The organism is Erythrobacter sp. R86502 (genome assembly GCF_042466465.1).
Taxonomy (GTDB): domain Bacteria; phylum Pseudomonadota; class Alphaproteobacteria; order Sphingomonadales; family Sphingomonadaceae; genus Erythrobacter.
This window is the reverse complement of the sequence record NZ_JAXHCJ010000001.1, coordinates 618,685-642,775: the sequence shown is the minus strand read 5'-3', so window position 1 is coordinate 642,775 and position 24,091 is coordinate 618,685. Positions and strand designations below refer to the sequence as shown.

23 protein-coding genes are annotated in these 24,091 nt (G+C 59.9%); 14 read left to right on the top strand and 9 right to left on the bottom strand.

The genetic code is table 11. The annotated features are described in order from the left end of the window. Window positions 1–82 precede the first annotated feature (82 nt). The 6 genes from recA to smpB form a co-directional block, all read right to left on the bottom strand. Window positions 83–1,150 carry a recombinase RecA gene (recA, locus tag SJY33_RS03075; RefSeq protein ID WP_379921073.1) on the bottom strand — a complete coding sequence of 356 codons (1,068 nt, stop codon included), beginning with the start codon at window positions 1,148–1,150 and terminating at the stop codon, window positions 83–85. 117 nt (window positions 1,151–1,267) lie between these two features. After that, window positions 1,268–2,899, bottom strand: a complete 1,632-nt coding sequence (locus tag SJY33_RS03070; protein ID WP_379921072.1) for a DUF4139 domain-containing protein — start codon at window positions 2,897–2,899, stop codon at window positions 1,268–1,270. An 11-nt stretch (window positions 2,900–2,910) separates the two neighbouring features. After that, a complete protein-coding gene (locus tag SJY33_RS03065; protein ID WP_379921071.1) occupies window positions 2,911–4,425 on the bottom strand; it encodes a DUF4139 domain-containing protein in 1,515 nt (504 codons plus the stop codon). Window positions 4,426–4,519: 94 nt separating this feature from the next. Next, on the bottom strand, window positions 4,520–6,958 hold the full coding sequence (locus SJY33_RS03060; RefSeq protein ID WP_379923508.1) for a response regulator: 2,439 nt from the start codon (window positions 6,956–6,958) through the stop codon (window positions 4,520–4,522). 146 nt (window positions 6,959–7,104) lie between these two features. Next, window positions 7,105–7,662: a DUF2062 domain-containing protein gene (locus SJY33_RS03055; RefSeq protein WP_379921070.1), complete on the bottom strand. Its 558-nt coding sequence runs from the start codon at window positions 7,660–7,662 to the stop codon at window positions 7,105–7,107. Window positions 7,663–7,878: 216 nt separating this feature from the next. After that, complete coding sequence (gene smpB, locus SJY33_RS03050) at window positions 7,879–8,361, bottom strand: SsrA-binding protein SmpB (RefSeq protein ID WP_379921068.1); 483 nt, start codon at window positions 8,359–8,361, stop codon at window positions 7,879–7,881. Between the two features lie 124 nt (window positions 8,362–8,485). Between smpB and SJY33_RS03045 the strand changes: the two genes are divergently transcribed. Further along, entirely contained in the window at window positions 8,486–9,550 is a 1,065-nt protein-coding gene (locus SJY33_RS03045) for a succinylglutamate desuccinylase/aspartoacylase family protein (RefSeq protein WP_379921067.1), read from the top strand. Here the strand turns inward: SJY33_RS03045 and dapA are convergent. After that, entirely contained in the window at window positions 9,547–10,434 is an 888-nt protein-coding gene (dapA, locus tag SJY33_RS03040) for a 4-hydroxy-tetrahydrodipicolinate synthase (RefSeq protein ID WP_379921066.1), read from the bottom strand. The genes SJY33_RS03045 and dapA overlap by 4 nt on opposite strands. Window positions 10,435–10,532: 98 nt before the next feature. On the opposite strand from dapA, the gene SJY33_RS03035 reads away from it, so the two are divergent. The 11 genes from SJY33_RS03035 (at window position 10,533) to SJY33_RS02985 (ending at window position 19,424) form a co-directional block, all read left to right on the top strand. Further along, window positions 10,533–12,500, top strand: a complete 1,968-nt coding sequence (locus SJY33_RS03035) for a lytic transglycosylase domain-containing protein (protein ID WP_379921065.1) — start codon at window positions 10,533–10,535, stop codon at window positions 12,498–12,500. A gap of 10 nt (window positions 12,501–12,510) precedes the next feature. Then, a complete protein-coding gene (locus SJY33_RS03030) occupies window positions 12,511–12,990 on the top strand; it encodes a GreA/GreB family elongation factor (protein ID WP_379921064.1) in 480 nt (159 codons plus the stop codon). Further along, complete coding sequence (locus SJY33_RS03025) at window positions 12,983–13,459, top strand: hypothetical protein (RefSeq protein ID WP_379923507.1); 477 nt, start codon at window positions 12,983–12,985, stop codon at window positions 13,457–13,459. The genes SJY33_RS03030 and SJY33_RS03025 overlap by 8 nt, the downstream gene beginning before the upstream one ends. A 40-nt stretch (window positions 13,460–13,499) precedes the next feature. Further along, on the top strand, window positions 13,500–14,756 hold the full coding sequence (gene rlmN, locus SJY33_RS03020) for a 23S rRNA (adenine(2503)-C(2))-methyltransferase RlmN (RefSeq protein WP_379921063.1): 1,257 nt from the start codon (window positions 13,500–13,502) through the stop codon (window positions 14,754–14,756). Continuing rightward, the gene (locus tag SJY33_RS03015) at window positions 14,753–15,346 is read left to right on the top strand and encodes a class I SAM-dependent methyltransferase (protein WP_379921062.1); all 594 of its coding nucleotides are present in this window, start codon (window positions 14,753–14,755) and stop codon (window positions 15,344–15,346) included. Before rlmN ends, SJY33_RS03015 begins: the two co-directional genes overlap by 4 nt. After that, window positions 15,343–15,984: an MOSC domain-containing protein gene (locus SJY33_RS03010; protein ID WP_379921061.1), complete on the top strand. Its 642-nt coding sequence runs from the start codon at window positions 15,343–15,345 to the stop codon at window positions 15,982–15,984. The genes SJY33_RS03015 and SJY33_RS03010 overlap by 4 nt, the downstream gene beginning before the upstream one ends. A 134-nt stretch (window positions 15,985–16,118) precedes the next feature. Further along, window positions 16,119–16,574 carry a glycine zipper 2TM domain-containing protein gene (locus SJY33_RS03005; RefSeq protein WP_379921060.1) on the top strand — a complete coding sequence of 152 codons (456 nt, stop codon included), beginning with the start codon at window positions 16,119–16,121 and terminating at the stop codon, window positions 16,572–16,574. A 101-nt stretch (window positions 16,575–16,675) separates the two neighbouring features. Beyond that, window positions 16,676–17,047 carry a glycine zipper 2TM domain-containing protein gene (locus SJY33_RS03000; RefSeq protein ID WP_379921059.1) on the top strand — a complete coding sequence of 124 codons (372 nt, stop codon included), beginning with the start codon at window positions 16,676–16,678 and terminating at the stop codon, window positions 17,045–17,047. A gap of 154 nt (window positions 17,048–17,201) precedes the next feature. Then, on the top strand, window positions 17,202–17,981 hold the full coding sequence (locus SJY33_RS02995) for an SDR family oxidoreductase (RefSeq protein WP_379921058.1): 780 nt from the start codon (window positions 17,202–17,204) through the stop codon (window positions 17,979–17,981). Next, window positions 17,978–18,682 carry a cytochrome b/b6 domain-containing protein gene (locus SJY33_RS02990; RefSeq protein ID WP_379921057.1) on the top strand — a complete coding sequence of 235 codons (705 nt, stop codon included), beginning with the start codon at window positions 17,978–17,980 and terminating at the stop codon, window positions 18,680–18,682. Before SJY33_RS02995 ends, SJY33_RS02990 begins: the two co-directional genes overlap by 4 nt. Further along, entirely contained in the window at window positions 18,675–19,424 is a 750-nt protein-coding gene (locus tag SJY33_RS02985; RefSeq protein ID WP_379921056.1) for a molybdopterin-dependent oxidoreductase, read from the top strand. Before SJY33_RS02990 ends, SJY33_RS02985 begins: the two co-directional genes overlap by 8 nt. Here the strand turns inward: SJY33_RS02985 and SJY33_RS02980 are convergent. Beyond that, window positions 19,421–19,861 (bottom strand): DUF1801 domain-containing protein, encoded by a 441-nt coding sequence (locus tag SJY33_RS02980; RefSeq protein WP_379921055.1) that lies wholly within the window; start codon window positions 19,859–19,861, stop codon window positions 19,421–19,423. The genes SJY33_RS02985 and SJY33_RS02980 overlap by 4 nt on opposite strands. Before the next feature lie 95 nt (window positions 19,862–19,956). On the opposite strand from SJY33_RS02980, the gene SJY33_RS02975 reads away from it, so the two are divergent. Continuing rightward, the gene (locus SJY33_RS02975) at window positions 19,957–21,189 is read left to right on the top strand and encodes a class I SAM-dependent methyltransferase (RefSeq protein WP_379921054.1); all 1,233 of its coding nucleotides are present in this window, start codon (window positions 19,957–19,959) and stop codon (window positions 21,187–21,189) included. Here the strand turns inward: SJY33_RS02975 and SJY33_RS02970 are convergent. Further along, window positions 21,186–22,547, bottom strand: a complete 1,362-nt coding sequence (locus tag SJY33_RS02970) for an acyltransferase (protein ID WP_379921053.1) — start codon at window positions 22,545–22,547, stop codon at window positions 21,186–21,188. The two genes, SJY33_RS02975 and SJY33_RS02970, sit on opposite strands and share 4 nt — an antisense overlap. Window positions 22,548–22,715: 168 nt before the next feature. Here SJY33_RS02970 and SJY33_RS02965 point away from each other — a divergent pair, with 168 nt between their 5' ends. Continuing rightward, window positions 22,716–23,936, top strand: a complete 1,221-nt coding sequence (locus SJY33_RS02965; protein ID WP_379921052.1) for an argininosuccinate synthase — start codon at window positions 22,716–22,718, stop codon at window positions 23,934–23,936. Window positions 23,937–24,091 lie beyond the last annotated feature (155 nt).

Below are 24,091 nucleotides of genomic sequence, written 5' to 3'. Positions count from 1 at the left end.
GAGCCGGCGTTCCGGGTGTTCGGGCATTGATGGCATAGCCTTAAGGATGCCATACCCTCCAGGCTATGAACCCGCTTGAGGATCAGTCGTCAGAATCCGCGTCCGGCCCTGCCATCATTTCCTCGGCGACCTTATCGGTGCGGCTGCGGATCGCAGCTTCCAATCGGTCGCAAACTTCCTTGTTTTCCTTCAGATAGTTCTTGGCGTTTTCGCGTCCCTGACCGATCCGGATCGAATCATACGAGAACCAGCTGCCTGATTTTTCGACAAGACCTGCCTTGACCCCAAGATCGAGAATCTCACCGATCTTGGAGATGCCTTCGCCGTACATGATGTCGAATTCGACCTGCTTGAACGGGGGGGCCACCTTGTTCTTGACGACCTTTACGCGGGTGGCGTTGCCCGTGATTTCATCGCGTTCCTTGATCTGGCCAGTGCGGCGAATGTCGAGCCGGACAGAGGCATAGAACTTCAGCGCGTTACCGCCGGTGGTGGTTTCGGGATTGCCGTACATCACACCGATCTTCATGCGCAGCTGATTGATGAAGATCACCATGCAGCGCGAACGGCTGATCGAGCCGGTCAGCTTGCGGAGCGACTGGCTCATCAGACGGGCCTGAAGGCCAACGTGCGAATCCCCCATCTCACCTTCGATTTCCGCGCGCGGCACCAAAGCTGCGACCGAATCGACCACCAGCACATCAATGGCATTGGAACGCACCAGCGTATCGACGATTTCCAGCGCCTGTTCGCCGGTATCGGGCTGCGAGACGATCAGTTCATCGATGTCTACGCCCAGCTTCCTGGCATAAACCGGATCAAGCGCGTGTTCTGCATCGACGAAGGCAGCCGTGCCGCCCATCTTTTGAGCTTCGGCAATGACATGCAGCGCGAGCGTGGTCTTGCCCGAACTTTCCGGCCCGTAAACTTCGATTACCCGGCCACGCGGCAAGCCACCGATCCCGAGCGCAATATCGAGCCCCAAGGAGCCGGTCGAAATAGCTTCGACCTGCATCGCTTCCTTTGAACCCAGCTTCATCGCCGAACCCTTGCCAAAGGCACGATCGATCTGCGCAAGCGCGGCTTCAAGAGCCTTTTGACGGTCCACGGCTTTCTTGTCCTCTTCCACCAATTTCAATTGGGTAGCCATCGCACGCGCTCCTTCGAATGACCAGAGGCGGCAAACAATTTTCCGTCCCCCGTTGGAGCCGATGTATTGCATTTGTTCTCTTGGAACAAGTGGGGAACGAAAAAATTCCTACATCATCTATCGCAATGCGCTGTTGGTCCGATCCCTGAGCTTCCAATGATAGGTGCGGCTCGTATTCGCGGGAATTGTAACGACAACGGTTTGATACCCATTTTTCTGCGCAATTTGCTGTTGCGGAAACTTGATGTCGTACCCGCCTCCCCAAGCCAGTTGCAGCCGCATTCTGACGGGGTGCGGATTGCCGTTGGTCAATCTTGCCTGCATGCCGTTCCATTGCCCGCGCGCTTCAGACACGCCACCCGGTTTACTGGCGCCGCAGCGCGCAAAGACCTGCGCGCTGGTTCCGAGGCTCAGTTCCATGTCCTGACCGCGAGCATAGTCACGCAAGTTGGCCTGAGCTGCAACATGAAGGCCCGTGGGCGATGGCTCGTAAAGCGTAAGCTTACCTTGAGGCAACGCAACGCCGAGCCCCTTGGCAGGCTCGTTCCTGCTTGTCAGAAGCAGTTCTGCGGGTTCATCCACGCCGCTGTCCGGATCAATCCAGGTGCCGGCATCGCAGGTGATCTGATACAGATAGCGCGCCCTGACATCGTCCTTGTTGAGAAAGGCGACCTGCTTCATTCCCTTGGCCGCCACGTCGACGCGAACGGGAACACGGAACAGCTTGAGATCGCCCAGATCTTCTTCATCGGCCGTCATTACCTTTACAGGTGTAGCCATCATTGCGGGCGCCTGAAGGCGCGATCCGGTCACCACAATCGTACGATCCTGCATCTCCATCACGCCAGGCGGGGGCGGCGGCGGCGGCGGTGCTGGAAGAGCTATACCCGCCGAAGTACTGCCGATGGGATAGCATTCCAACCGCAAGGGTTCTGCCACGGGAGGATCGGCAAGCCCTTCGTAATTGCTTTCGACGTTGAGCTTGCCCGCGATGATCTGAAGACGTGCGTTGTTGAAGCTCTGACCGTTTTCATTGACCAGTGTGAGCCAGCTCAACAGCCGCAGATCAAAATCTTCGTCACGCTTGCGGGTCGTCTCCTTCAGGGTTGCAACGTAATCGGCCTGCCAGTCGAATCCCCAGGCAAGGTATGTCAGCGTGACATCGTAGGTCCCGCCCCGCGGCGAAATCGTATCGACAGAGAACACGGGGCTGGATGATAGGCCGTCCGGCACACGGTCGAAGGCCAGGGCTTCCGGCAAGCCCGAACATCGCACCGCTTCAAAACCCTCGCCCGTCTGAAGGACCAGCCCTCCGTCGGCGCGGGTACGTACCACCGCTTCTTGGCTGACTTGTGCGCCAGTGACGGGATTGGTCCGCGTAATCGTGACGCGGTTTCCGAGAGTGCCATCAACCAGAGCGGCAGGCGACAGAAGCTGCGCATTGCGGTTCTTTTCGATCGTTCCGCCGGGGAGGCCAGTGACTATGGCGGACACGCCGATCATGCCTTCGGCCACGCCTTCAAACCGGATTGTCGTTTGCCCCGCGGGTAGCGTGACCTTCCGGGTTTCGCTGATCAATGCAAAACCCCGAGGGTTGTCGCGAACCAGCGGGGCATCCGGGTCGCGCTCGGAGTCGCGATAAATTGTGACAGACAGATCGCTTGGGGGCGAGGCGTCGATGACCTCGCGTGCGGCCGTTGGTACTGTGAGGCCCATGGCACCCAGTAGCAGAATCGCGGGTATCCGCATCGCGCGCACGTTCAGTAGCGGGTTTCGTAGGTCACGCGGACCACCCGTTCACCCTGGGCTGGGACTGGAACGGTGTAACGGCGCCGGTCGGCGTTCAGCTGCTCACCGGGGATGTCTTCGGATGTGACGCGGAAATCGCTGGACCACCAGCCTTGATTGAGACCCGTCTGCATAAGCATCACGTCAACCGGCACATTCTTCGCGTTGGTAAACGTGTATCGCATGGTCGTGCGATAGAAGGTGGTGGGCCTTTCGACCGTGACGTCTTTTGTTACCTGACCATCTTTTACGACGCGATAACGCGCGCTTTTCTGCCATTCTTCGGAAGTGATGGTGTCGCGCTTTTCGACTTCCGATTTTAACGTGATGTCGAAGGCGTCGCCTGTGACCAGCGAAAGATCGCTGCCCATCGGGGTGTGGCCTATCGCATTCTCACCGATGAATTGCGGTACACCTTCGCGGTCCTTCTGATAAAACCGCACAGTACCGGCAGGAAGGGCGTCGCCCAGACCCTGATCGCCTGATGTCGAAAACGCGATCCGGCTCTGCACATTGATGGGCTGTTCGTCGTTCTGCTGCCAATCGACCATCAATCCATAGATCTTGCGCGCAGTCACGGCCTTAACGTCAAGAAAACTGACCTGTTTGGTCTGGGCGTTCGCAATCGTTGTCCGCGCAGCGATAGGATAGAGGTAGAAGTCACCGAGCCGTTCCCGCGTCGCGGTTTCGGTTCCGGCGCGAACCATACTGCGATTGGCGACGTTGCGCCGGTTATAATTCTGCGTATTCGCATTGGCAGGTTGGCCTGCGACCAGCACGGTACTGGCTTGGTGAAAGGTGGTGCCGGTGTTGTTGGTCAACGTCACCCAGCCCTGCATGTCGATGGTGCCGTTCGCTTCATCATACAGGGCGACGTAATCGGCGCCCCAGCCGAGCCCATTCGTCAGATAGCGTAAAGAGACCGGACGCGTGCCGCCGCGCGTCGAATCGAGATTGACCGACAGGGTCGGGCGCGCCCTCAGGTTGGCAGGGACACGATCGAAAATGACCCGCACCGGCAGACCATCATTACGCAACACCTCGATCCGGTCACCGATCCTGAGCACGGTGCCGCCAGCGACAGAGAGCACGGTAGCCCTTTCACGCGTCTCGGCACCGGTGGCGGGATTGGTACGCAGCAGCGTGACCGTTTGCCCGACTGCCTTTTCCATCAACTTTGACGGTGTCAGCAGATCGTAGTCGAAATTCTGTTCGATGATGGCCGTGTCGGCCGCAGCAAAGTTCAGGGTTTGCGGCTGTATCTGCGCGGACACGTCAGGAAATTCGACCCGGCTTCGCCCTTTAACAATTGCGAGCTGACGCACGTCCTGCACCAGAGCGAGATTGTTGTTGTAGATCGTTACTGCAACTTCGCCTTGTGCCGATTGCGACGGCGCGCTGTCATCGGTTGATTGCGCGCTGGCCGTCGCTGCCAGCACCGCCATCAACGATGCACTGCACACAGCAATACTTGCCCGGTAGATCATCTTGCCCCCTCCTGTGTCCGATTCACAAGATGAACGACATCCGTGATTTAGCCAAGGTGAATGATCCTATGGGCCACGCGGGGGAACGAAAGCTTCAGGCGTCAGTCGGTTCCGATCGGGCACCCTGCGATATCCGCGCCTCCCGCAGAACCGCCCCCACCTTGTCACCGATCGATGCGACGCTGAAAGGTTTGGCAATGAAGTGCATGTCGGGAATATCGATGTCGCGGCGCAATTGTTCTTCGGCATAGCCGGACATGAACAACACTGGCATTTCGGGAAGCCGGGCGCGAATTGCCCGGACCATCGCAGGCCCGTCCATGCCCGGCATTACCACATCGGACACCACGATATCGAACCGCGCCGTGCCTTCGGTGATCGCAGCCAGCCCTTCCTCGCCGTTGGCGCAGCCCGTTACTTCATACCCGGCACGCGCCAGCGCGCGTTCGGCGACGGCTCGCACCATATCCTCATCCTCGACCAACAGCACCTTTCCGCCTGCCGACCAATCCGACGATACCAGTGGCGCAGCTTCGCGCTTCTTCGGCATTTCGCCTCTGTGCACGGGGAAGTAGACGGTGAAACGCGCGCCAGTGGGCTGGCCCGACTTGTTCAGAATATTGTCGGCGAAAATGAAACCGCCCGACTGTTTCACGATCCCATAGGCGGTTGAAAGGCCAAGCCCGGTGCCCTTGCCCTGTTCCTTCGTGGTAAAGAACGGCTCAAACAGCTTGGGCAGAACATGGGTCGGAATACCACCGCCCGTGTCCTGAACGATCAACACCGTGTAGTCGGCCGCGGGCAACACTTCGGAACCGAGCTGGATCACCTGCTTGGCCTGAAGTGAACGTGTGAAGAGCGAAATGCGGCCCTGCCCGTTTCCACGCGATGGCCCTCCATTGCCCTGAATTGCATCGCGGGCATTGACGGCCAGGTTCATGATGACCTGCTCCATCTGCTGCGGATCAGCACGCACAGGGCCCAGATTGCGGTCATGCTGGACGTAGTAGGTGATCTTTTCGCCCAGCAATCGTTTGATCAGCGGACTGACTTCACTGACGACATCCGGCAACTGAATGATTTCGGGACGCAATGTCTGCTGCCGCGAGAATGCAAGCAGCTGGCGGGTCAATGCAGCCGCCCGGTTGGAATTGGCGCGGATCTGCTGAATGTCGTCATAGTCACTATCACCCGGAATGTGGCGCAGCAGCATCAGATCGCAGGTGCCGATGATTGCGGTCAGAACATTGTTGAAATCATGCGCCACACCGCCTGCCAGCTGCCCGACCGCCTGCATTTTGGTTGCCTGAGCCACCTGACGGCGCAGCTGATTTTCCTGACTGGTATCAGCCAGACTAAGCAGGACCGCCGCTTCGCCTAATCCGCGCACACCTGCCAGACCAAGCGATACCGGTTCATCCGGACTATCAACCAACCGCACCGCAACATCGCCGCTTGTGGCAGGTCCGCGGCCATGTCGGCGCACCGCGTCGGATAGCGCAGCCTTGTCTTCGCGCACCACAAGATCGGTAGGGAATTGCGGCAGGCCCCGCCCTTCGCGGGCAACCGAACGCAGGAACGCCTCGTTGCCGAAAAGGAAACGCCCGTCCCGATCAGTCATCGCAAGGCCAAGCGGCAACTGCGCCAGAAGTGCATCGAGCTGCGCCACGCCAGCATGCGATGCCCCATCCCAACCCGACCCGATTCCCACGCCCGAATCGATCATCAGCATAAGCGATGTCGCTTCATCGGGACCGGCAGCAGTGACCCGTTCCTCCGGATCGACCAAAGGAATATCGACAAGTGTCTGGGGCGTACCCCCGCGGCCTTCTCGGGCGAAAAAAATACGGTCCCGTTCGTCCGAGCGAAGGAAGCTGACAAAATCCTGCCCGACCATCGTGGCCCGTTCGTCCCCCGCGGCGCGCTCGGCAAAACCGGCGCTTACGGCGCGGATAACACCGTCGGCCGTCGTGATGGCAGTTTCAATTCCGGCGCGGCTCAACATCTTGCCAAACGGCCCTGACAGATCAAGGGAACCCAGATCGGCACCGCGGGACCGTACCATTGGCACCAAACGCCAAACCAGATGATCGTCACCGCGGCCGGCCCGGATGGCCATGATATGCCATTGCGTTTCGTCCTCGGATTCAATCGCTTCGATCGTTGCGGTTCCATCGCGCCACGCCGTGCGCGCCAACAGCGTCACCGCTTCCTGCCCTGCGCGGCCGAATGGCAGGGCAGGCGGTGCGGCGTTGGCGCCGAAGCTTTCGAGGAAAAATGCATTGGCGCAAACCATGCGATTGGCGCGGTCCGTGATAGCAATCGCCTCACCCTCGCGTTCGATGGCTGTGACGGTCACGCTCCAATCAGCGGCGCTCGCCGTTTCGCTCGACGGTGCGCTGCGCATCCTGTCGAGCATCAGGACACCGCCCAGCAATACGCCAGCTGCCAGACCAAAAGCCAGCGCCACCAAGCCGCTACCCGAGGCCAGGAACAAAATAGCCGCGCTGCCGACTAATGCTGCGCCAAGCACAAGCAAAAGGGACTTGGCAGGCGCATCGGATTGCGCATCCTTGCTACCGGTTGTGGTCGGGGAAATGGGATCAAAGCCAGTTCGGCGGGACAAGCGGGCAGGCTCCTGTAACTCACGCATCAACGGTCGCGTGCAAAGGCTGCTTCCTACTGTGTGCCGAGCCGCTGGTCGAGCCGCGCTTCCATCGCCTTCAACCGTCTGGCGCGCTTACGAGACACCACAGCGCGCCACACCCAGCCGGCAACCAGATATCCAATCGATGGCGCAACCATGGCGAACACGAGAAAGCCGAATGCTGTCGTTCCTGCCATCTGGAAAAAGTCGACAATCATCGCCCAAGCGCCGGCCTGTGCTTCGGCTCTGGCAAGGGCAGGGCCGGCCATATCCAGACCCAAGGTCAGATTGCCAACCTTATTGGCGGCCACCAACCAGAACGGCAGGGTGAACGGATTGGTGACGAATGTCACAAGCGCGGCAAGCGGCACATTCGCCCGCGACGGCAGCGCAAGAAATGCGGCAAGGAATATTTGCCCCACCGGGATGATGAAGGCAGCGAACAATCCCAGCGCCACGCCGCGGGGAACGGATCTGCGGGTAAAGCGCCACAGCTCTGGCGACAGAAACCGGTGCGCGATTGGCGCCAGATATTTGTTTTGCGCCATCTGTTCACGCGTCGGCGTGTGGGTGTGAACAATCCGCTGCATCCAAGCACGTATCCGTGCGCTGATTTTGCGTTCATCAGGCGCCGGGATCGTCACGCGACTGGTCCGATAGGCTTTGGAGCGATCGATTCGCACAAGATCATACCAATCACCATGACATGCGACATATGGGTAGCGCAGCGACACTGACCAGTAGATGAATCAACCCCTCCGAACATTTTTCCGCCTGCCGATTTCGGGAATTAGAACGGCCCGTGACTATCCGCGATCCCGCATCAGACGCGCTTTGTCGCGCTTCCAGTCGCGGTCCTTGATCGTCGCGCGCTTGTCATGGGTCTGCTTGCCCTTGGCCAAAGCCAATTCCACCTTGGCCCGGCCGGTTCGGTTGAAGTAGACCATCAACGGCACCAAGGTCATACCCTTACGTTCAACCGCGCCGACAAACTTTTCGATCTCGCGTTCATGCAGCAGCAGCTTGCGCGGGCGTCGCGGTTCGTGATTCAATCTGTTTCCGTGGCTATATTCCGGGATATTGGCGTTGATCAGCCAGACCTGACCATCCTTCACCTCGGCATAGCTTTCCGCGATGCTCGCCTCACCCGCGCGCAACGCCTTCACTTCGGTCCCCTGCAAGGCAAGACCGGCTTCGAAGGTGTCTTCGACATAGTAATCAAACCGCGCACGGCGATTTTCAGCGACGATCTTGAGCTTGTCGAAGGTAACGGGTTTGGGGCGTGCCATGGGACGCGCGATGTAGGGATGAGCGCGGCAAAAAGCGAGGGGGAATGCACAGGCCATCTTTGCGCTTTGCCCAATCGCGGACTAGCGTCAGCACAAACAGACTGGTGAGATACGCTTGGAGCACATGGACAACGCTGAACCGTTCGCGATTGCAGGTGTCGATGTTGCACCGGGAACGGCGCAAGATGTGGCTTTCCCGATCACAACGTTGGCAACAGGTACGGCATCGTCTCTTGCGGTCAGGGTGCTGCATGGTTTCAGGCCGGGCCCCACGGTGTTCGTCAGTGCTGCAATTCACGGCGACGAGATCATCGGCACGGCCGTAATTCAGCGAATTGCGCAGGAACTGCGACCAGAAAACCTTGCCGGGACTTTGTTGTTGGTGCCGGTTGCCAACATCTTCGGGTTTCTCAATCGTTCGCGATACCTGCCCGACCGCAGAGATCTCAATCGCAGCTTCCCCGGCAGTCCGGGAGGATCGCTGGCCGGGCAGATCGCCAATGTTTTCTACCGCGAGATCATGGAGCGTTCAGCGCTGGGGATCGACATCCATTCCGCCGCCATTCACCGATACAACCTGCCGCAGATACGCATCGCAGCGGGCAACAAACGGCTGACGGAACTGGCGATGGCTTTTGGCGCGCCGGTTATCATCGAAAGCCCCCTGCGCGAAGGCTCGCTACGGGATCTGGCACAGGCAAAGGGTATCGACATGCTCTTGCTGGAAGCGGGTGAGGCATTGCGTTTCGACCGCCTTTCCATCGAAACCGGGGTTGCGGGCGTTTGCCGGGTGCTGGCGCATATCGGCATGATCGAGGCTGATGATGGTTTGGCAAATGTCGGCATCCCTGCGCGTGCCAATCGGTCAGTCTGGGTACGGGCACCGCGCGGCGGGGTGATGCAGGCGCTGCGCGAATCCGGCGCGCCTGTGAATCAGGGTGACTTGCTGGCAAATGTCACGGGATTGTTCGGCGATGACCCCCACGCTCTGCGAAGTCCCGTCGACGGGATTATCATTGGTCACGCGACGCTGCCGGTCGTGCATCAGGGCGATGCGTTGTTCCACATAGCGCAGATCGAACATCCTGAACGCGTCGGCGCGCAGATCGAAAGCATCACCGATGCAATTCTGGCAAGCGAGCCGGAAGGGGTCGGTGACCGTCTGCTGGACGAAGACGAAGTGATCTAGCCTTCCAGCACGCCTGCCAGCACCAACGCTTCGTCAACGGCCATCATGGCTTGTTGATCGCATTCAACCAGCGGCAGGCGCACTTCAGGTGCAATCCAGTCATGAACCCGCGACAGCGCGTATTTTACCGGCGCTGGCGACGCATCGGAAAACATGGCGTAATGCAACGGGAACAGGCGGTCGTTCAGTTCGCGTGCTTTCTTCAGTTCGTTTGCCGCAATCGCTTCGTGGAATTCGGCGCACAGTCTGGGCGCAACATTCGCCGTTACCGAAATACAACCACGCCCGCCCGCCGCTGCATGCGGCAACCACAGTTCATCATTGCCCGAAAGCTGACAAAAATCGCGGCCAATACCCATACGGTGATCGGCAACCCGGCTTAAATCGCCGCTGGCATCCTTGATTGCGATGATTCTGTCCGGAAATTGGCGAACCAGTTCGACCACCGTATCATCCAGAATATCCGTCACTGTGCGCGCCGGCACATTGTAAAGGACAATGGGAAGATCACAGTTTTCCGCCAGATAGCTGAAATGCGCGATAAGGCCGCGCTGGCTTGGCCGGTTGTAATAAGGAGCCACGCAAAGCCCTGCGGCCGCGCCGGCCTTCTTGGCAAAGTTCATGTGCAGCGCGGCATTGCGGGTATCGTTAGATCCGCACCCCGCGATCACAGGCACCCTGCCTGCTGCCTGTTCGATGCACACTTCGATCACGCGGTGATGCTCTGCGTTTGACAGCGTCGATGCCTCTCCCGTGGTTCCGCACGGCACCAGCGCAGCGCTGCCGTTGTCGATTTGCCAGTCGACCAGCCGCCGGAAGGCCGCCTCATCGAACGTCCCACCCCGGAAAGGAGTCACAAGAGCGGGTATCGAACCGCTGAACATTGCCTTTGTCCTGCCTTCATCGCTAGATATTGGAATTGCGGAGAACATTTCTCCCCCCATCCCTTCGTTCACCGCCTGATAAGGAGCCGATTGGCACAATGTCCAGCATGGTCCGTTATTCTTTGTCTTCATCCTGGATTTCTGCTGCCCTTGGGCTTTCGCTTGCAGGCTTTGCTGCTGTGCCTTCTGCCGTAGCTGCGCAGGATTTTGCCGGCAGCGATAACCTGGTCGCGCGCCAGCCTGCCGCGATCAATGCCGCCGTGGCACAGTGGGAAGTTCTGCAAGCCAGCCGCACCCACAGTTTCGCCGATTACGCGGGCTTCGTGCTGGCCTACCCCACCTTCCCGCGTGTCGAAATTCTGCGCCTGCGCGCCGAAGCGGCGCTGGAAAACGAATCGCCGTCGCAAGCCGAATTGTTGCGCTATTTCGATACGCACCCTCCGCTAACCAATCCCGCCCGCGCTCGATATGCGCTGGCGTTGGCCTCTGCGCAGCGTCCGCAGGCGCTGGAAGAAGCACGTCGTGCCTGGCGCGGCGGCGAAATGAGTGACCCGGTCGAGCTGTACATCGCCGGGCTCTATGGGGCGCAGTTCACGCCTGACGATCATGCGGTACGGATGGACGCGCTACTATGGCAGGGCAAGGCCGATGCTGCCTCGCGTCAGATCATGAACCTTGGCGGGACCGACAACCAGCTCGCCCTTGCCCGTCTTTCGTTGCTTCGCGGCGCGCGGCCTGAAATGGCGGGCGTAGCTGTGCCCGCAGCCGCCAATGCCGACCCGGGCTATACCTACAACTTGGTAAAGTTCCTGCGCGGCACCGGCCAGACAAGCGAAGCTGTCCGCACCTTCACCGAGAGGCCAAGGTTTACACGCCCCGCGCTCGATCCCGAAGGCTTCGTGGGCGAACTCCTGACGATCGCAAAGAGCGGCAGCGCGCGCGACGCGGCACGCATCGCAGCGCGCACCGATGACCTGTTTGAACCTGGTAGCGATCTGTCCGCGATGAGCTTCACCCTGCGCGATCGGCTGACCGATCTGATGTGGTTAGGCGGAACGCGCGCGCTGTGGGACATGGGTGATGGCACCACCGCCGCACCGCTGTTCCTGCGGTACGGCGATACCGCCAAGACCCCGCTCACCAAAGCCAAGGGCTATTTCTGGGCAGGGCGTGCCGCACGCCAGTCTGGCAACAGTGCCGACGCCACGCGCTATTTTGAAATGGCAGCCCAATGGCCGGATTACTATTACGGGCAGCTTGCGCTATCCGCTTTGGGCCGCCCGATGCCAGCATTTGCTGGCCTGCCGCAGCCTGCCATTGATGCCGGTGTCCGCGCCGAGTTCGAATCCAGACCGGTCGTTAAAGCTATCCGGGCCCTTGCATTGAACCGCCGTGATTGGCGGACCGAACGCCGCTTTTTCGAAGCGCTGGGCGATGAGGCTGATACGCCGAACGAAATGCTGATGGCTGGAATGCTGGCCAACGAAGTCGGTATGGATGAACTTGCCGTAGTACTGGGCATGAAGGCCGGAGAAAACGGGCTGTCCGGGCTCGAGCGTATCGGCTTTCCCACGGTGTCCACCCCTTCAAACATCAACGACTGGGTGATGGTTCATGCGATCAGTCGTCAGGAAAGCGAATTTGATCGGACGCGGGTAAGCCATGCGGGCGCCCGCGGCGTGATGCAGCTGATGCCGGGCACCGCGCGCGAACAGGCAGGCAAGTTGGGCATGCAATATTTGTCCGCAGACCTTATTGGTGCCCCGCAATACAACATCACATTGGGCGATGCCTATTTCGCCAGAATGATGAGTTATTACGGTGGGGCCTACCCGCTCGCCGTGGGCGCCTACAATGCCGGGCCGGGCCGCGTGAACCAGTGGCTACGCCTCAACGGCGACCCGCGTCGCGGTGAGATTGACTGGGTGACGTGGGTGGAGAAGATTCCCGCCAATTTTGAAACGCGTTATTATATCATGCGGGTAATCGGTAATGCTGTGACATATTCGCACATGTACCCTGATCGGGCTGGCCTGCCCCGCCCGGTCGACACGTTCCTGCGCTGAGCCTGTCACGATGACCCCCCAGGGCCCGCCCATCACGCCCGCGGGCATGGCTGCGTTGAAGGCGCGCTATGACCATCTGCTCGAAACCGAGCGACCGGCGATTGTGGAAATCGTCAGCTGGGCGGCGGGCAATGGCGATCGTTCGGAAAACGGAGACTATATTTACGGGCGCAAGAAGATGCGCGAAATCGACCGCGAGCTTGCGCATCTCATCAAGCGGATGAAGACGCTGCGCGTCGTCAATCCGGCAGAGCAGATTGACAAAAGTCGCGTATTTTTCGGTGCGCGGGTCACGATCGCGGACGAAGACGACAATCACCAGACCATCCAGCTGGTCGGCGATGATGAGCAAGAAGCGAGCGAAGGCCGCATCGGCTGGCATTCGCCCTTGGCTCGGGCGCTTCGCGGTTCGGCGGTAGGCGATGTTCGCATCGTAACCCTGCCATCGGGTACGCGTGAATGGGAAGTGTTGACAATTGCGTATGCTTAGGTTTGCCTTGGCTGCTCTAGTGCTGATCGGCGGGCCTTTGGCAGCGCGCGAAAGTCTGGGCGTGTATGATGGTTGGGCGGCGTTCAAGGATGACAGTCCTCTGCGCTGCTATGCAATTGCAAAGGCACAGATCCGCGGATCAGCGTCTGCCTACATGACCGTGTCCTACTGGCCTGACCGCCAGGTGCGCGGCGCCGTTCACATGGCGTTGTCACAGACTGTTGCCGATGGGGCAAATGTGCGTTTGTCGTTGGGCGCGAATAGGTTCACGCTGGTTGCCAAAGGTCGCCATGCCTGGGCCAAGGACATGCGCGATGATGCCGCGATTGTCGCCGCCCTGCGATCTGTCGGCCGTCTGCGCGTGTCAGCAACAGCCACAAACGGCCGATCTTTTACAGACCAATATGCCCTTGCCGGATCGGCCACGGCGATCGATGCGGCAACGGTAGGATGCGCCCGATTGAGCTGACTGGTCAAACCGTCCATTCGCGACTATATGGGCAGCCTCCATGGCAGACACAGCACTCATGACGATCCCGGGCCTCGTTGACCCGGTCCCCGCTTCACGCGACATCACGCCGCGTGCCGATGGCCGCATCGACCTTATCGGTCTGCCTCGGCCCCGGATTGGTGAACTGTTTGCCGAGGCCGGTCTTGATGCCAAGGCAGCCAAGTTGCGCGCAAAACAGGTGTTCCACTGGCTCTATCACCGCGGCGTGACCGATTTCGACTTGATGACTGATATCGCCAAACCGATGCGGCCTTGGTTGGCAGAACGGTTCGTGATCGGACGCCCCGATATCGTCGAGGCGCAGCATTCGGTCGACGGCACCCGTAAATGGCTGCTGCGTACCGCTGACGGTCACGACTTCGAAATGGTGTTCATTCCTGACGAAACCCGCGGCACGCTGTGCGTGTCGTCGCAGGTGGGCTGCACCTTGAACTGCACCTTCTGCCACACGGGCACGATGAAGCTGGTGCGCAATCTGACGCCGGGCGAGATCGTGGGTCAGGTAATGCTGGCCCGCGATGCGTTGGGCGAATGGCCCAAAGGCAGCATGGCAAGCATGGCAGATGCCATCGATGAAGATGATGAAGCAGGCCATTACACTGCCGACGGGCGGTTGCTTACGAACATTGTGATGATGGGAATGGGCGAGCCGCTCTACAACTTCGATCATGTGCGTGATGCTTTGAAGTTGGTGATGGATGGCGATGGGCTTGCCCTGTCAAAGCGCCGCATCACCTTGTCCACCAGTGGTGTCATCCCGATGATGGAGCGCTGCGGCGACGAAATCGGTGTCAATCTGGCAGTGTCGCTGCATGGCGTGCGCAAGGACGTGCGCGACGAACTCGTCCCGCTTAACAAGAAATACGGTATCGAAGCCTTGTTGCAGGCGTGCGCCGATTACCCCGGCGCAAGCAATGCGCGGCGCATCACGTTTGAATATGTGATGATCAAGGACAAGAATGACAGCGACGACGATGCGCGCGAGCTTGTCCGCCTGCTACGCCAGTTCAATCTGCCGGCCAAGGTCAATCTGATCCCCTTCAACCCCTGGCCCGGCGCCGGATACGAATGTTCGCCGCCGGATCGCATTCGCGCTTTTTCCGAGATTGTGTTTGAAGGCGGGTTTTCCGCGCCCGTTCGCACGCCGCGTGGGCGCGACATCGACGCGGCGTGCGGCCAATTGAAAACCGCCGCTGAAAAGAAGTCCCGGGCGCAACGCGATCGTGAGGCGACCGAGGCAGCCACTGCTGCGTGAGCACCGATCCCGATACGATCGCCTTCTACCAGAAGCGCGCGCCGTATTGGGTCTTTCATTCCGGCACGCATTGCAGCCATCAGCTTGACCGTTTTCTTGACCGGCTACCTCCTGCCAGCCGCGTGCTGGAACTGGGCTGCGGCGGCGGACGAGACGCTGCACGCATAAGAGAGCGCGGATTTTCCATTGATGCAACCGACGCGGTGCCCGCTCTTGTCAGCCGCGCGAACGAAGCTTTCGCGCTTGATGCGCGGGTGATGGCTTTTCACGAACTAGACGCGGCTGATGCCTATGGCGGCGTGTGGGCCCATGCCAGCATGCTGCATTGCCCCACGGCTGCACTTCCCGATGTTCTGCTCCGAATCCACCGTGCGCTTATGCCCGGCGGCTGGCATTTTGCCAGCTTCAAGCTGGGCACTGGCGAAGGCCGCGATCTGCTGGGTCGTCTTCACAATTTCCCATCGCCCCGATGGCTGACGCAAACTTATGAAGCGGCCAATTTCCTCATCGAATCGCAGGAGACCTATGCGGGTCAGGCGTCGGATGGAACGCAGCGGGACTGGATCGATCTGATTGTGAGAAAGCCATGAGCCGCTGGATGATCGAAGCCGTATGCACCGGGACTGCGCGCCCGTTCAACGGGGCAGAACGCAGCGCGATCGTCAAGCGTCCCCGCGACGGCGCGGTGCAGGTGTTGATGGAGGGCCTTGCACCCGATGAACAGGCTGATCGCAGCGTGCACGGCGGACCGGAAATGGCGCTGCATCTCTACCCGCTCGATCATTATGAATGGTGGCGCACGCAAATTGGCGATCATCCTGCCCTGGAAGAACCGGGCGGTTTTGGATCGAACCTTGCCGTTGCCGGCCTGCTTGAACATGACGTCCACATTGGTGATCGCTTCCGTGTCGGCACAGCGTTGATCGAAGTCAGCCAGCCGCGCCAGCCATGCTGGAAAATCGAACACCGCTTCGGCCAAAAGGGCATGGTTGCCCGTATCGTGAAAACGGGGCGATGTGGCTGGTACTTCCGGGTATTGGAAATCGGCGAAGTCGCCGCCGGCGATGCACTGGAACGGGTTCAAATCGGCATCACTGATTGGACAGTAGCCAGAGTCTTCAACGCCTTGGTAGCGGGGAAGGCTACCTCTGCGGAATTGGCTGCACTTGCTACGCTCAAACCTTTATCGCCAGATCTTCGCGCAAAAGCGGCGGCTCGTCTTGGCTGAGCAACGATCTATCGCGATATCCGTATGAGTGATCAATTCTGGCCGCTTCCTGACATCATCGTTCATCCTGCGTTCGAGTAATCTGAACGAAAAGGGGGTCGCTCCATCGGGGAGCCGCCACAAGGAAGAATGATATGAAGAACCTTGCCCTTCTTGCCGCCGCTGGTGCCATGGCGGCCGTTACCGCCCCCGTGCAGGCCGCAGAACTGCCCGGCGCACCCGCTCCGATCTTCTCGAGCTTCAGCCAGTCGGCGGCGCCCGCGACGCAAATCGCGGGCTATGACCGTAACGATTGGCGCGATCGCCGCGATCGCCGCAATTATCGTGATCGTGACCGCCATCGTGGCCGTGATTGGAACGATGGCCGCCGGCTTTCACGCAATGATCGCGTCTGGCGCGGCAATGATGGCCGTTACTATTGCAAGCGTGACAATGGAACCACGGGTCTGGTGATCGGTGCCGTTGGCGGGGCGTTGCTTGGCCGTACCGTTGATACCCGCGGTGATCGTACACTGGGCACAGTGCTTGGCGGATTGGCCGGAGGTCTGTTGGGCCGCGAAATCGACCGCGGCGAAGCCCGCTGCCGCTAAGGCGTTCTAAGGGCGGGATACGTTACTCCCTGTACGGGAACACTCCCGCCCTCAGGCGCTTTGCCTTTCTTTTGAAGCAGTTTGACCAAAAAGGACTCGCCATGAAGAAATTTGCACTGATCCTCGCCGCTGGCGCCATGACTTTGCCCATGGCAGCCCCTGTGCAAGCTGATCCCCCGCGTCACGCGAAGGCCTATGGCAAGCGTGTAAAGGACAGGTTGTATGACGATCGCGGCCGCTACTATGAACCACGTCGTCTAAGCCGGAATGATCGCATCTGGCGTGATGGGGATCGCTATTATTGCCGCCGTGATAATGGCACCACTGGTTTGGTGATCGGTGCTGGCGTGGGCGCCCTGCTTGGCCGTACCGTCGACACTCGCGGGGACCGTACGGTTGGCACCGTTCTGGGCGCGATTGGTGGGGGCCTCTTGGGCCGCGAAATCGATCGCGGCGAGCTTCGCTGCCGTTGATATATCAACTTATGCATTCATAGCGCCGCTGGCCATCAAGCCAGCGGCGTTTTTTTCGGATAGGTTATCGGCGCCTGTACGTTGTGTATTGGATTGATGCACACGACGGGGCCTGTTAGCTTGCCAGCATGGTGCCACACCCAAACGTTTCGCGATGACGCGTCCTGCGGTTCTGGTTACCGGAGGGGCGACGCGCATCGGTGCCGAAATGGTCCGCCAATTTGCCGCCGCAGGCTGGCACGTGGTCATCCATTACCGCGCTTCGGGAAGCGACGCTGAAGCTCTTTCTGAGACGCTACCCTCTGCCGAAACGATCGCGTTTGACTTGTGCGATGACGATGCGGCATCGGCTGCGATCATCGCCCTATCTTCACGGTTGGCGGACTTTCGCTGTTTGGTGAATTCCGCGTCGGTTTTCGATTACGACGGCGCGGCGCAGCTTGATCCGGCAACCAACCGGCATGCGATGCAGGTCAATGCGCTTGCTCCCGCCCGTCTCGCCCAGATCTTCATTGCGCAGGCAAAATCGTTGGCGATGCGGTGCGTTATTCACGTGACCGATATGAAGATCGAGAACACCAATCCCGATTTCTTCAGCTACACCATGTCCAAACATGCCTTGGCATCCACGATCGGGATGTTGGCCAAGAGCACGCAGCAGGCGGGCGTGCGGGTCTATGGGTTGGCGCCGGGCGCTGTTCTGGCAAGCCACGATCAGGCCGAAGACGAAACCGAAATTTCGCACCGACTGAACCTGCTACAGCGCAAGACCTCTGCCGGAGAGATTGCCGAAGCAGCGGTGTTCCTTGCCAGCGGGGCGATGGCAAGCGGCCAAACCCTGTTTGTGGACAGTGGGCAGCATTTGCTGGATCAACCACGCGACGTTATCTGGCTGGCGCGCGGCGAAGGACAGAGGCAGGAAATCGAGGCATGAAACGGCACGCATTATCGACCCGGATCTGGCACTGGGCCAACGCCTCAGCGATCGTCGTGCTATTCATGTCGGGCCTGAACATATCCAACGCGCATCGCTATCTTTATTGGGGCGATTATGGTTTCGATCCGAAGGATGCCTGGCTTTCGGTGGTTCGTTTCCCAGCTTGGGCTACGATCCCGCAATACTACAGTCTGGCACTGGCTCGCGATTGGCACATCACGGCGGCTTGGGTGTTCGGCGTAGGACTGCTTTTCATATGGATCGCGATGCTGCTGAACGGCCATTTCCGCCGCGATCTTACCACCTCGCCCAGCGATTGGACGCCGCGTGCGGTGATTGCATCGATCCGGTCGCATTCCGCCAAAGAAGATGCACCAGCGGGCTATAACCCCGTTCAGCGAATACTTTACGGTCTGCTGCTTGGCATCTTGCTACCGTTGATGTTGTTTACAGGTCTGGCGATCAGTCCGGGCTTTCAAGCGGCTGCGCCGTGGCTGCTTGAGGTGCTGGGCGGACGCCAAAGCGCCCGATCGCTTCACTTCATCGCATCATGGGCAATTTTCGGGTTCGTCGTGATCCACGTCGTTCTGGCGCTGATCGATTGGCGCCTGATCGGAACGATGATTACAGGTGGCAAGCGGCCGGATGTAACATCAGATACGGCTGAGCGCGATATGGGAGTGCCTGAGCATGGTTGATCTTCCACGCCGATCGCTGCTGGCGGGGATGGCTGCGATGGGCGCTGCTGCCTGTTCAAAAATCAGCGATAGCGCTGCGGCAAACAGCATTTTCACAGCCGCAGAAGATGGACACCGCGCGGTACACCGCGCTCTTGCGGGAAAACAGGGCCTGGCCCCCGAATATTCACGGGCGGAGCGATCGCCCACGTTCAGAGGCAACGGATCGGTCACGGTCGAGGATCCGTTCTATCAAAGCCAGCTCGCCGGTGGATTTCCCGATTGGCAACTTGAGGTGCGCGGGCTGGTGGACAATCCCTTGCGCCTCTCCATGGCCGATATACGCGCCCTGCCCCAACGCACGCAGATCACACGGCACGACTGCGTGGAAGGCTGGAGCGCTATCGGCGAATGGCAGGGTCCGCAACTGTCTGCATTGCTGGACGCGGCCAAGGTGCGAAAAGGCGCCAATTTTCTGGTCTTTCGCTGCGCCGATGTCCTGTATGGCCGCGATTATTACGAAAGCATCGACATGGTCGATGCCTATCATCCGCAAACGATCATCGCCCACGCACTGAACGGCGAACCGCTGCCCGAGAAAAACGGGGCCCCGCTCAGAATGCGGATCGAACGGCAATTGGGCTACAAGCAGGCCAAGTATGTAAAAGCCATCGAAGCCGTGGCCAGCTTCGATCAGATCGGCCAAGGTAAAGGCGGCTTTTGGGAAGATGTTGCCGGCTACCAATGGTATGCCGGAATCTAAGTGTCAGGATACAACCGCTGCATGGCTTGCCAATCGGCAGCCACAATGTCTTCCAGCACGGCAAGATCGATGTCCGCCAGCTTGTTGATGTAAAGGCAGCTTGCCCCAATTGTATGTTTGCCCAACCGCGCCAGCGCCGCATCGCGATAAGTTGCCGCACCGGGGTCGCCGTAAGCGCCCGTCAGAAACAGCACATGCCTGCCTTTCCGCGGGCTGAAACCGCTGCGCATCGCAAGAACGCGCCGGCCGCTCTCGTAGGTCGTGCGATATTCGCCGTAGCCGATGATGGAAGCCCCCCACATCTTTGGCGCCTGTCCGGTCGCCTTGCGGAACAACGCATCGAGCCGTTCTGCATCGTCACGTCTGCCCGCCGGATCAAGCGACGCAATATAGGTGGCTGGCGACGCGTCCGGGCCCGCGTCCTTTGCGTTCGTCATCGTTTTCCCTTTTCAGCGCAGGTTATGGCAGCAGTCGTGTTGTCAAATCGATGTGCAAGAGTAACGCTTGCGTATTGAATCATGAAAGGCGCCAAATGAGCAAGCCCCTCCTCGATCGTTTTCTGTCCCGCGCCGTAAAGCTGGGGCGTCTCGGCATCGTGTTTGCGGACGGCCAGGTCAGCACATACGGCAGCCCGGCTGCTGGCTTCCCCGAGATCGTGTTGCGCTTCACCGACAGCCGCGTGGCCCGCGACATCATTATGGACCCTAGGCTTGGCGCGGCAGAAGCTTTTGTCGATGGGCGCCTGCTGATCGAAGAAGGCGATGTAATGGGACTGGTGGGCTTGCTGCGCGCTAATAATGCCTGGGACAAGGGCGGCGATATTGGGCCTCCGCGGCGGTTGAAACGATGGATCAACCGCGCAAGTTTTGCAGCCGAACAGATTAACAATCGCGTCGGGTCCAGACAGAACGTCGCGCACCACTATGACATCGGCAACGATTTGTATGCTTTGATGCTGGATGCTGAACACTGGCAATATTCCTGCGCCTATTGGCCGCGGGACGATATGACCCTGGCAGAAGCGCAGAGCGCAAAACTGGCACATATCGCAAAAAAGCTGGTGCTATCACCCGGACAGACGGTGCTCGATATCGGCTGCGGCTGGGGCGGAATGGCGATCTATCTCGCCAAACATCACGCAGTTCATGTCACGGGGATCACCCTGTCGGAAGAACAGGCTGCGCTTGCGCGGGATCGGGTACGGGCCGCCGGCGTCGCAGACAAGGTAACGATCCTGCTTGAGGACTATCGTGATATTGCCGCCAGCGATCGGCGCTTCGACCGGATCGTATCGGTCGGAATGTTCGAACATGTCGGCCGCGCTCAGTTCGAGACGTTTTTCCGCGCCTGCGCCGCCATGCTGGCCGATGACGGGGTGATGCTGCTGCACACCATCGGTCGCTTTGGCGGGCCGGGCATCACCGATGCTTTCACGCGCAAGTACATCTTCCCCGGCGGGTATATCCCCGCACTGTCCGAAACGCTCGCCGCTTCAGAAAAAGTGCGCCTTATCGCGGCAGATGTGGAAACCCTGCGGTTGCACTATGCCAAGACGATCCGCGCCTGGTACGCCAATTGCATCGACAACAAGGCGAAAATCATCGCGCTTCATGACGAACGCTTTTTCCGCATGTGGACGTTCTACCTTGCCGGTGCTGCCACGGTCTTCGAGAATGGCGGAATGTGCAATTACCAGATCCAATATGTGCGGAGCCGCCGGGCGTTGCCGATCACCCGCGATTATCTGCTGAACCCTCTGCCCTAACGCAATTCACCCGCGCCGGGACGATTGCGGGGGCGGTACACCGGGCCAAAGCCCATCAGTGCTGCGCCGACCAGCGGCAACGCAATCACCCACCAGCGTATCCCCGAAACGCTGTCCGGGCTGGCGATGGTCAGCCCTGCTGTTGCCCCCAAACCGGCGCAGATTGCCACCACGCCCAACACCGCGCGAAGCCGCGGGACGGTGCGCCCGCCACGAATGGGACCAAAGCTGCGTTCGTGACGGGCAAACAGTGCAATCAACGGCAATAGCGCCAGAATATAGAGTGCGATCCAAAGCGGGCGTGTGGCCCACCAGCCAGCCGTGCCCGGCACAGATTCCAGCCCTGCCCCGCCAAAACCCAACCATGCGATCGTCATGACAAGTACGAAGGCGGTAAGATGCCACAGGAACACGGTCATGATCATGCCGTTCATCAAAACGGTTCCCGTCCAGATTCCGGACCGGTCCAGCAGGCGCCTTCCGGCAGGTTCCAATGCGAGCACCAGTCCGATCTGCGCAGCACCCAGCACAAACAGCGCGACTGTGGGCGGAAGTGAATTGGAAAAGCCGCCGGGCGCGGACACCATCGACACCGGGTAAAAGCCAAACACTGTGATCGCGATCAGGATGGCGAGCGACGCAGCGAACCACACCCACGCAAACACCGGGTTTGCAAACCTCCCGGCGCGCCAGGCAAAGCCCAGCTGATGAATGCCCAGAAAGACCCAAAGGAAATTGGTGAAGTTGATCCACGGCACATTGGCGCCGAAGGTCAGCCAATCGGTCAACAACGCGAAGGGTACAAAGACTGCAAAACTCAGCCAGCCCAGCCGTTGCCATGCGCGGTGCGCCAGCGGGGTGAAAGCCGTAACCAGAAGATAGACCGCAAGAAACCACACCGGGATCAGCGCGGCTTCTGTCGCCATGCGGATCTGTTCGCGGGGTAAGCCGATCTGCGTCATGGCCACCGCCAGCACTGCCCACAGCATCAGCACCGGAAAGGTCGGGGTGATAAGCCGCTGCACCCGGCTTGCCAGCCAGTCGCGGTATACCCCTACGGCGTCCCTTGGCGCCTTGGCCGTGGTTGCTGCCCAACTGACGCTGTTCGAAAAGCCTCCCACTAGGAAGAACACCGGCATGACCTGAAAGCCCCACGTCAGCCAGTGGGTCCAGTCCGCTACCGATAGCAGATCGCCGCGGCGCAATTCGCCTGACGCATCGACATAAAGGCCCGCCATCATCCAATGACCGATCACCACCGCCATGATCGAAACCGCGCGCAGGAAATCAACCCAGCGGTTGCGTTCGGGCGGAGTCATCTCGGCCAGTTGGTGTGCCTTGTTCCACATCTTCAACATACAGACCCCTGAAAGACCGGGCTATCCGGTCATCGTCACCGGACTTACCAGCAATTTCTGAAAGCGCGATTGATGGGGCTGCTGTCATCCCCAGCTTGGAAACCGCGATTGCCCCGGACCCCGTGCGCTGTTAGGTGCGCGCGCAATCTGAAATCCGAGGAAACCGTCATGGCTCAGCCCCAGAAAGTCGTTCTCGCCTATTCGGGCGGGCTTGATACCAGCGTTATTGCCAAGTGGCTGAGTGTGGAACGTGGGCTGGAGGTCGTGACGTTCACCGCTGATCTGGGTCAGGGCGAGGAGATCGAACCCGCCCGCGCCAAGGCCAAGGCAATGGGCATTCCCGATGAACACATCTTCATCGAAGACTTGCGCGAAGAGTTTGTGCGTGATTTCGTCTTTCCGATGATGCGCGCAAACGCCCGGTATGAAGGCGACTACCTGCTCGGCACCAGCATCGCCCGTCCGCTGATTTCCAAGCGCCTGGTCGAGATCGCGCATCAGACCGGCGCGGACTTCATCGCTCACGGCGCGACAGGCAAGGGCAATGATCAGGTGCGCTTCGAACTGAGTGCCTACGCGCTCGATCCCGACATCAAGGTCATCGCTCCGTGGCGCGAATGGGACCTGACCAGCCGCACCGCGCTGATCGCCTGGGCTGAAGCGCATCAGATCCAGGTGCCCCGCGACAAGCGCGGCGACAGCCCGTTTTCGACCGACGCGAACCTGCTGCACACCTCGTCCGAAGGCAAGGTGCTCGAGAACCCGTGGGATGAGACCCCCGACTACGTCTATTCGCGCACCGTCAACCCTGAGGACGCCCCCGACGTTCCCGAATACATCACCGTCGATTTCGAACGCGGCGATGGCACTGCGCTTAATGGCGAGGCGATGAGCCCGGCGACACTGCTTAGCGCGCTCAACGATCTGGGCCGCAAGCACGGTATCGGCCGCCTCGATCTTGTCGAGAACCGCTTCGTCGGCATGAAGTCGCGCGGCATGTATGAGACGCCGGGCGGCGAAATCTACGCCCGTGCACACCGCGGGATCGAGCAGATCACGCTGGACCGCGGCGCGGCGCACCTCAAGGACGAGCTGATGCCGCGCTATGCCGGACTCATCTACAACGGCTTCTGGTTCTCTCCCGAACGTGAGATGCTGCAGGCCGCAATCGACCATTCGCAGGACAAGGTCAGCGGCACCGTGCGGCTCAAGCTCTACAAGGGCCTGGCAAGCGTTGTCGGGCGCAAGTCGCCCCACTCGCTCTATTCCGAAGCTCACGTCACGTTCGAGGACGATGCCGGCGCCTATGACCAGAAGGACGCCGAAGGCTTCATCAAGTTGAACGGCCTGCGTCTGCGCCTTCTGGCACGCCGCAACCGCGACGCCTGATAGCGCGACGCTGGCGATTCGCTGCCGAACGCTGGCGCCTAAAGCCCTGTTCGCCCCCACTTGTTCCAACGGTTCGTCGCATTTTTGCGGCAGCTCGTTGGCGAGTTGATGGGCTCCGGCGATGAAAGCCTAACCTGGTTTGCCTTTGTTAGGGG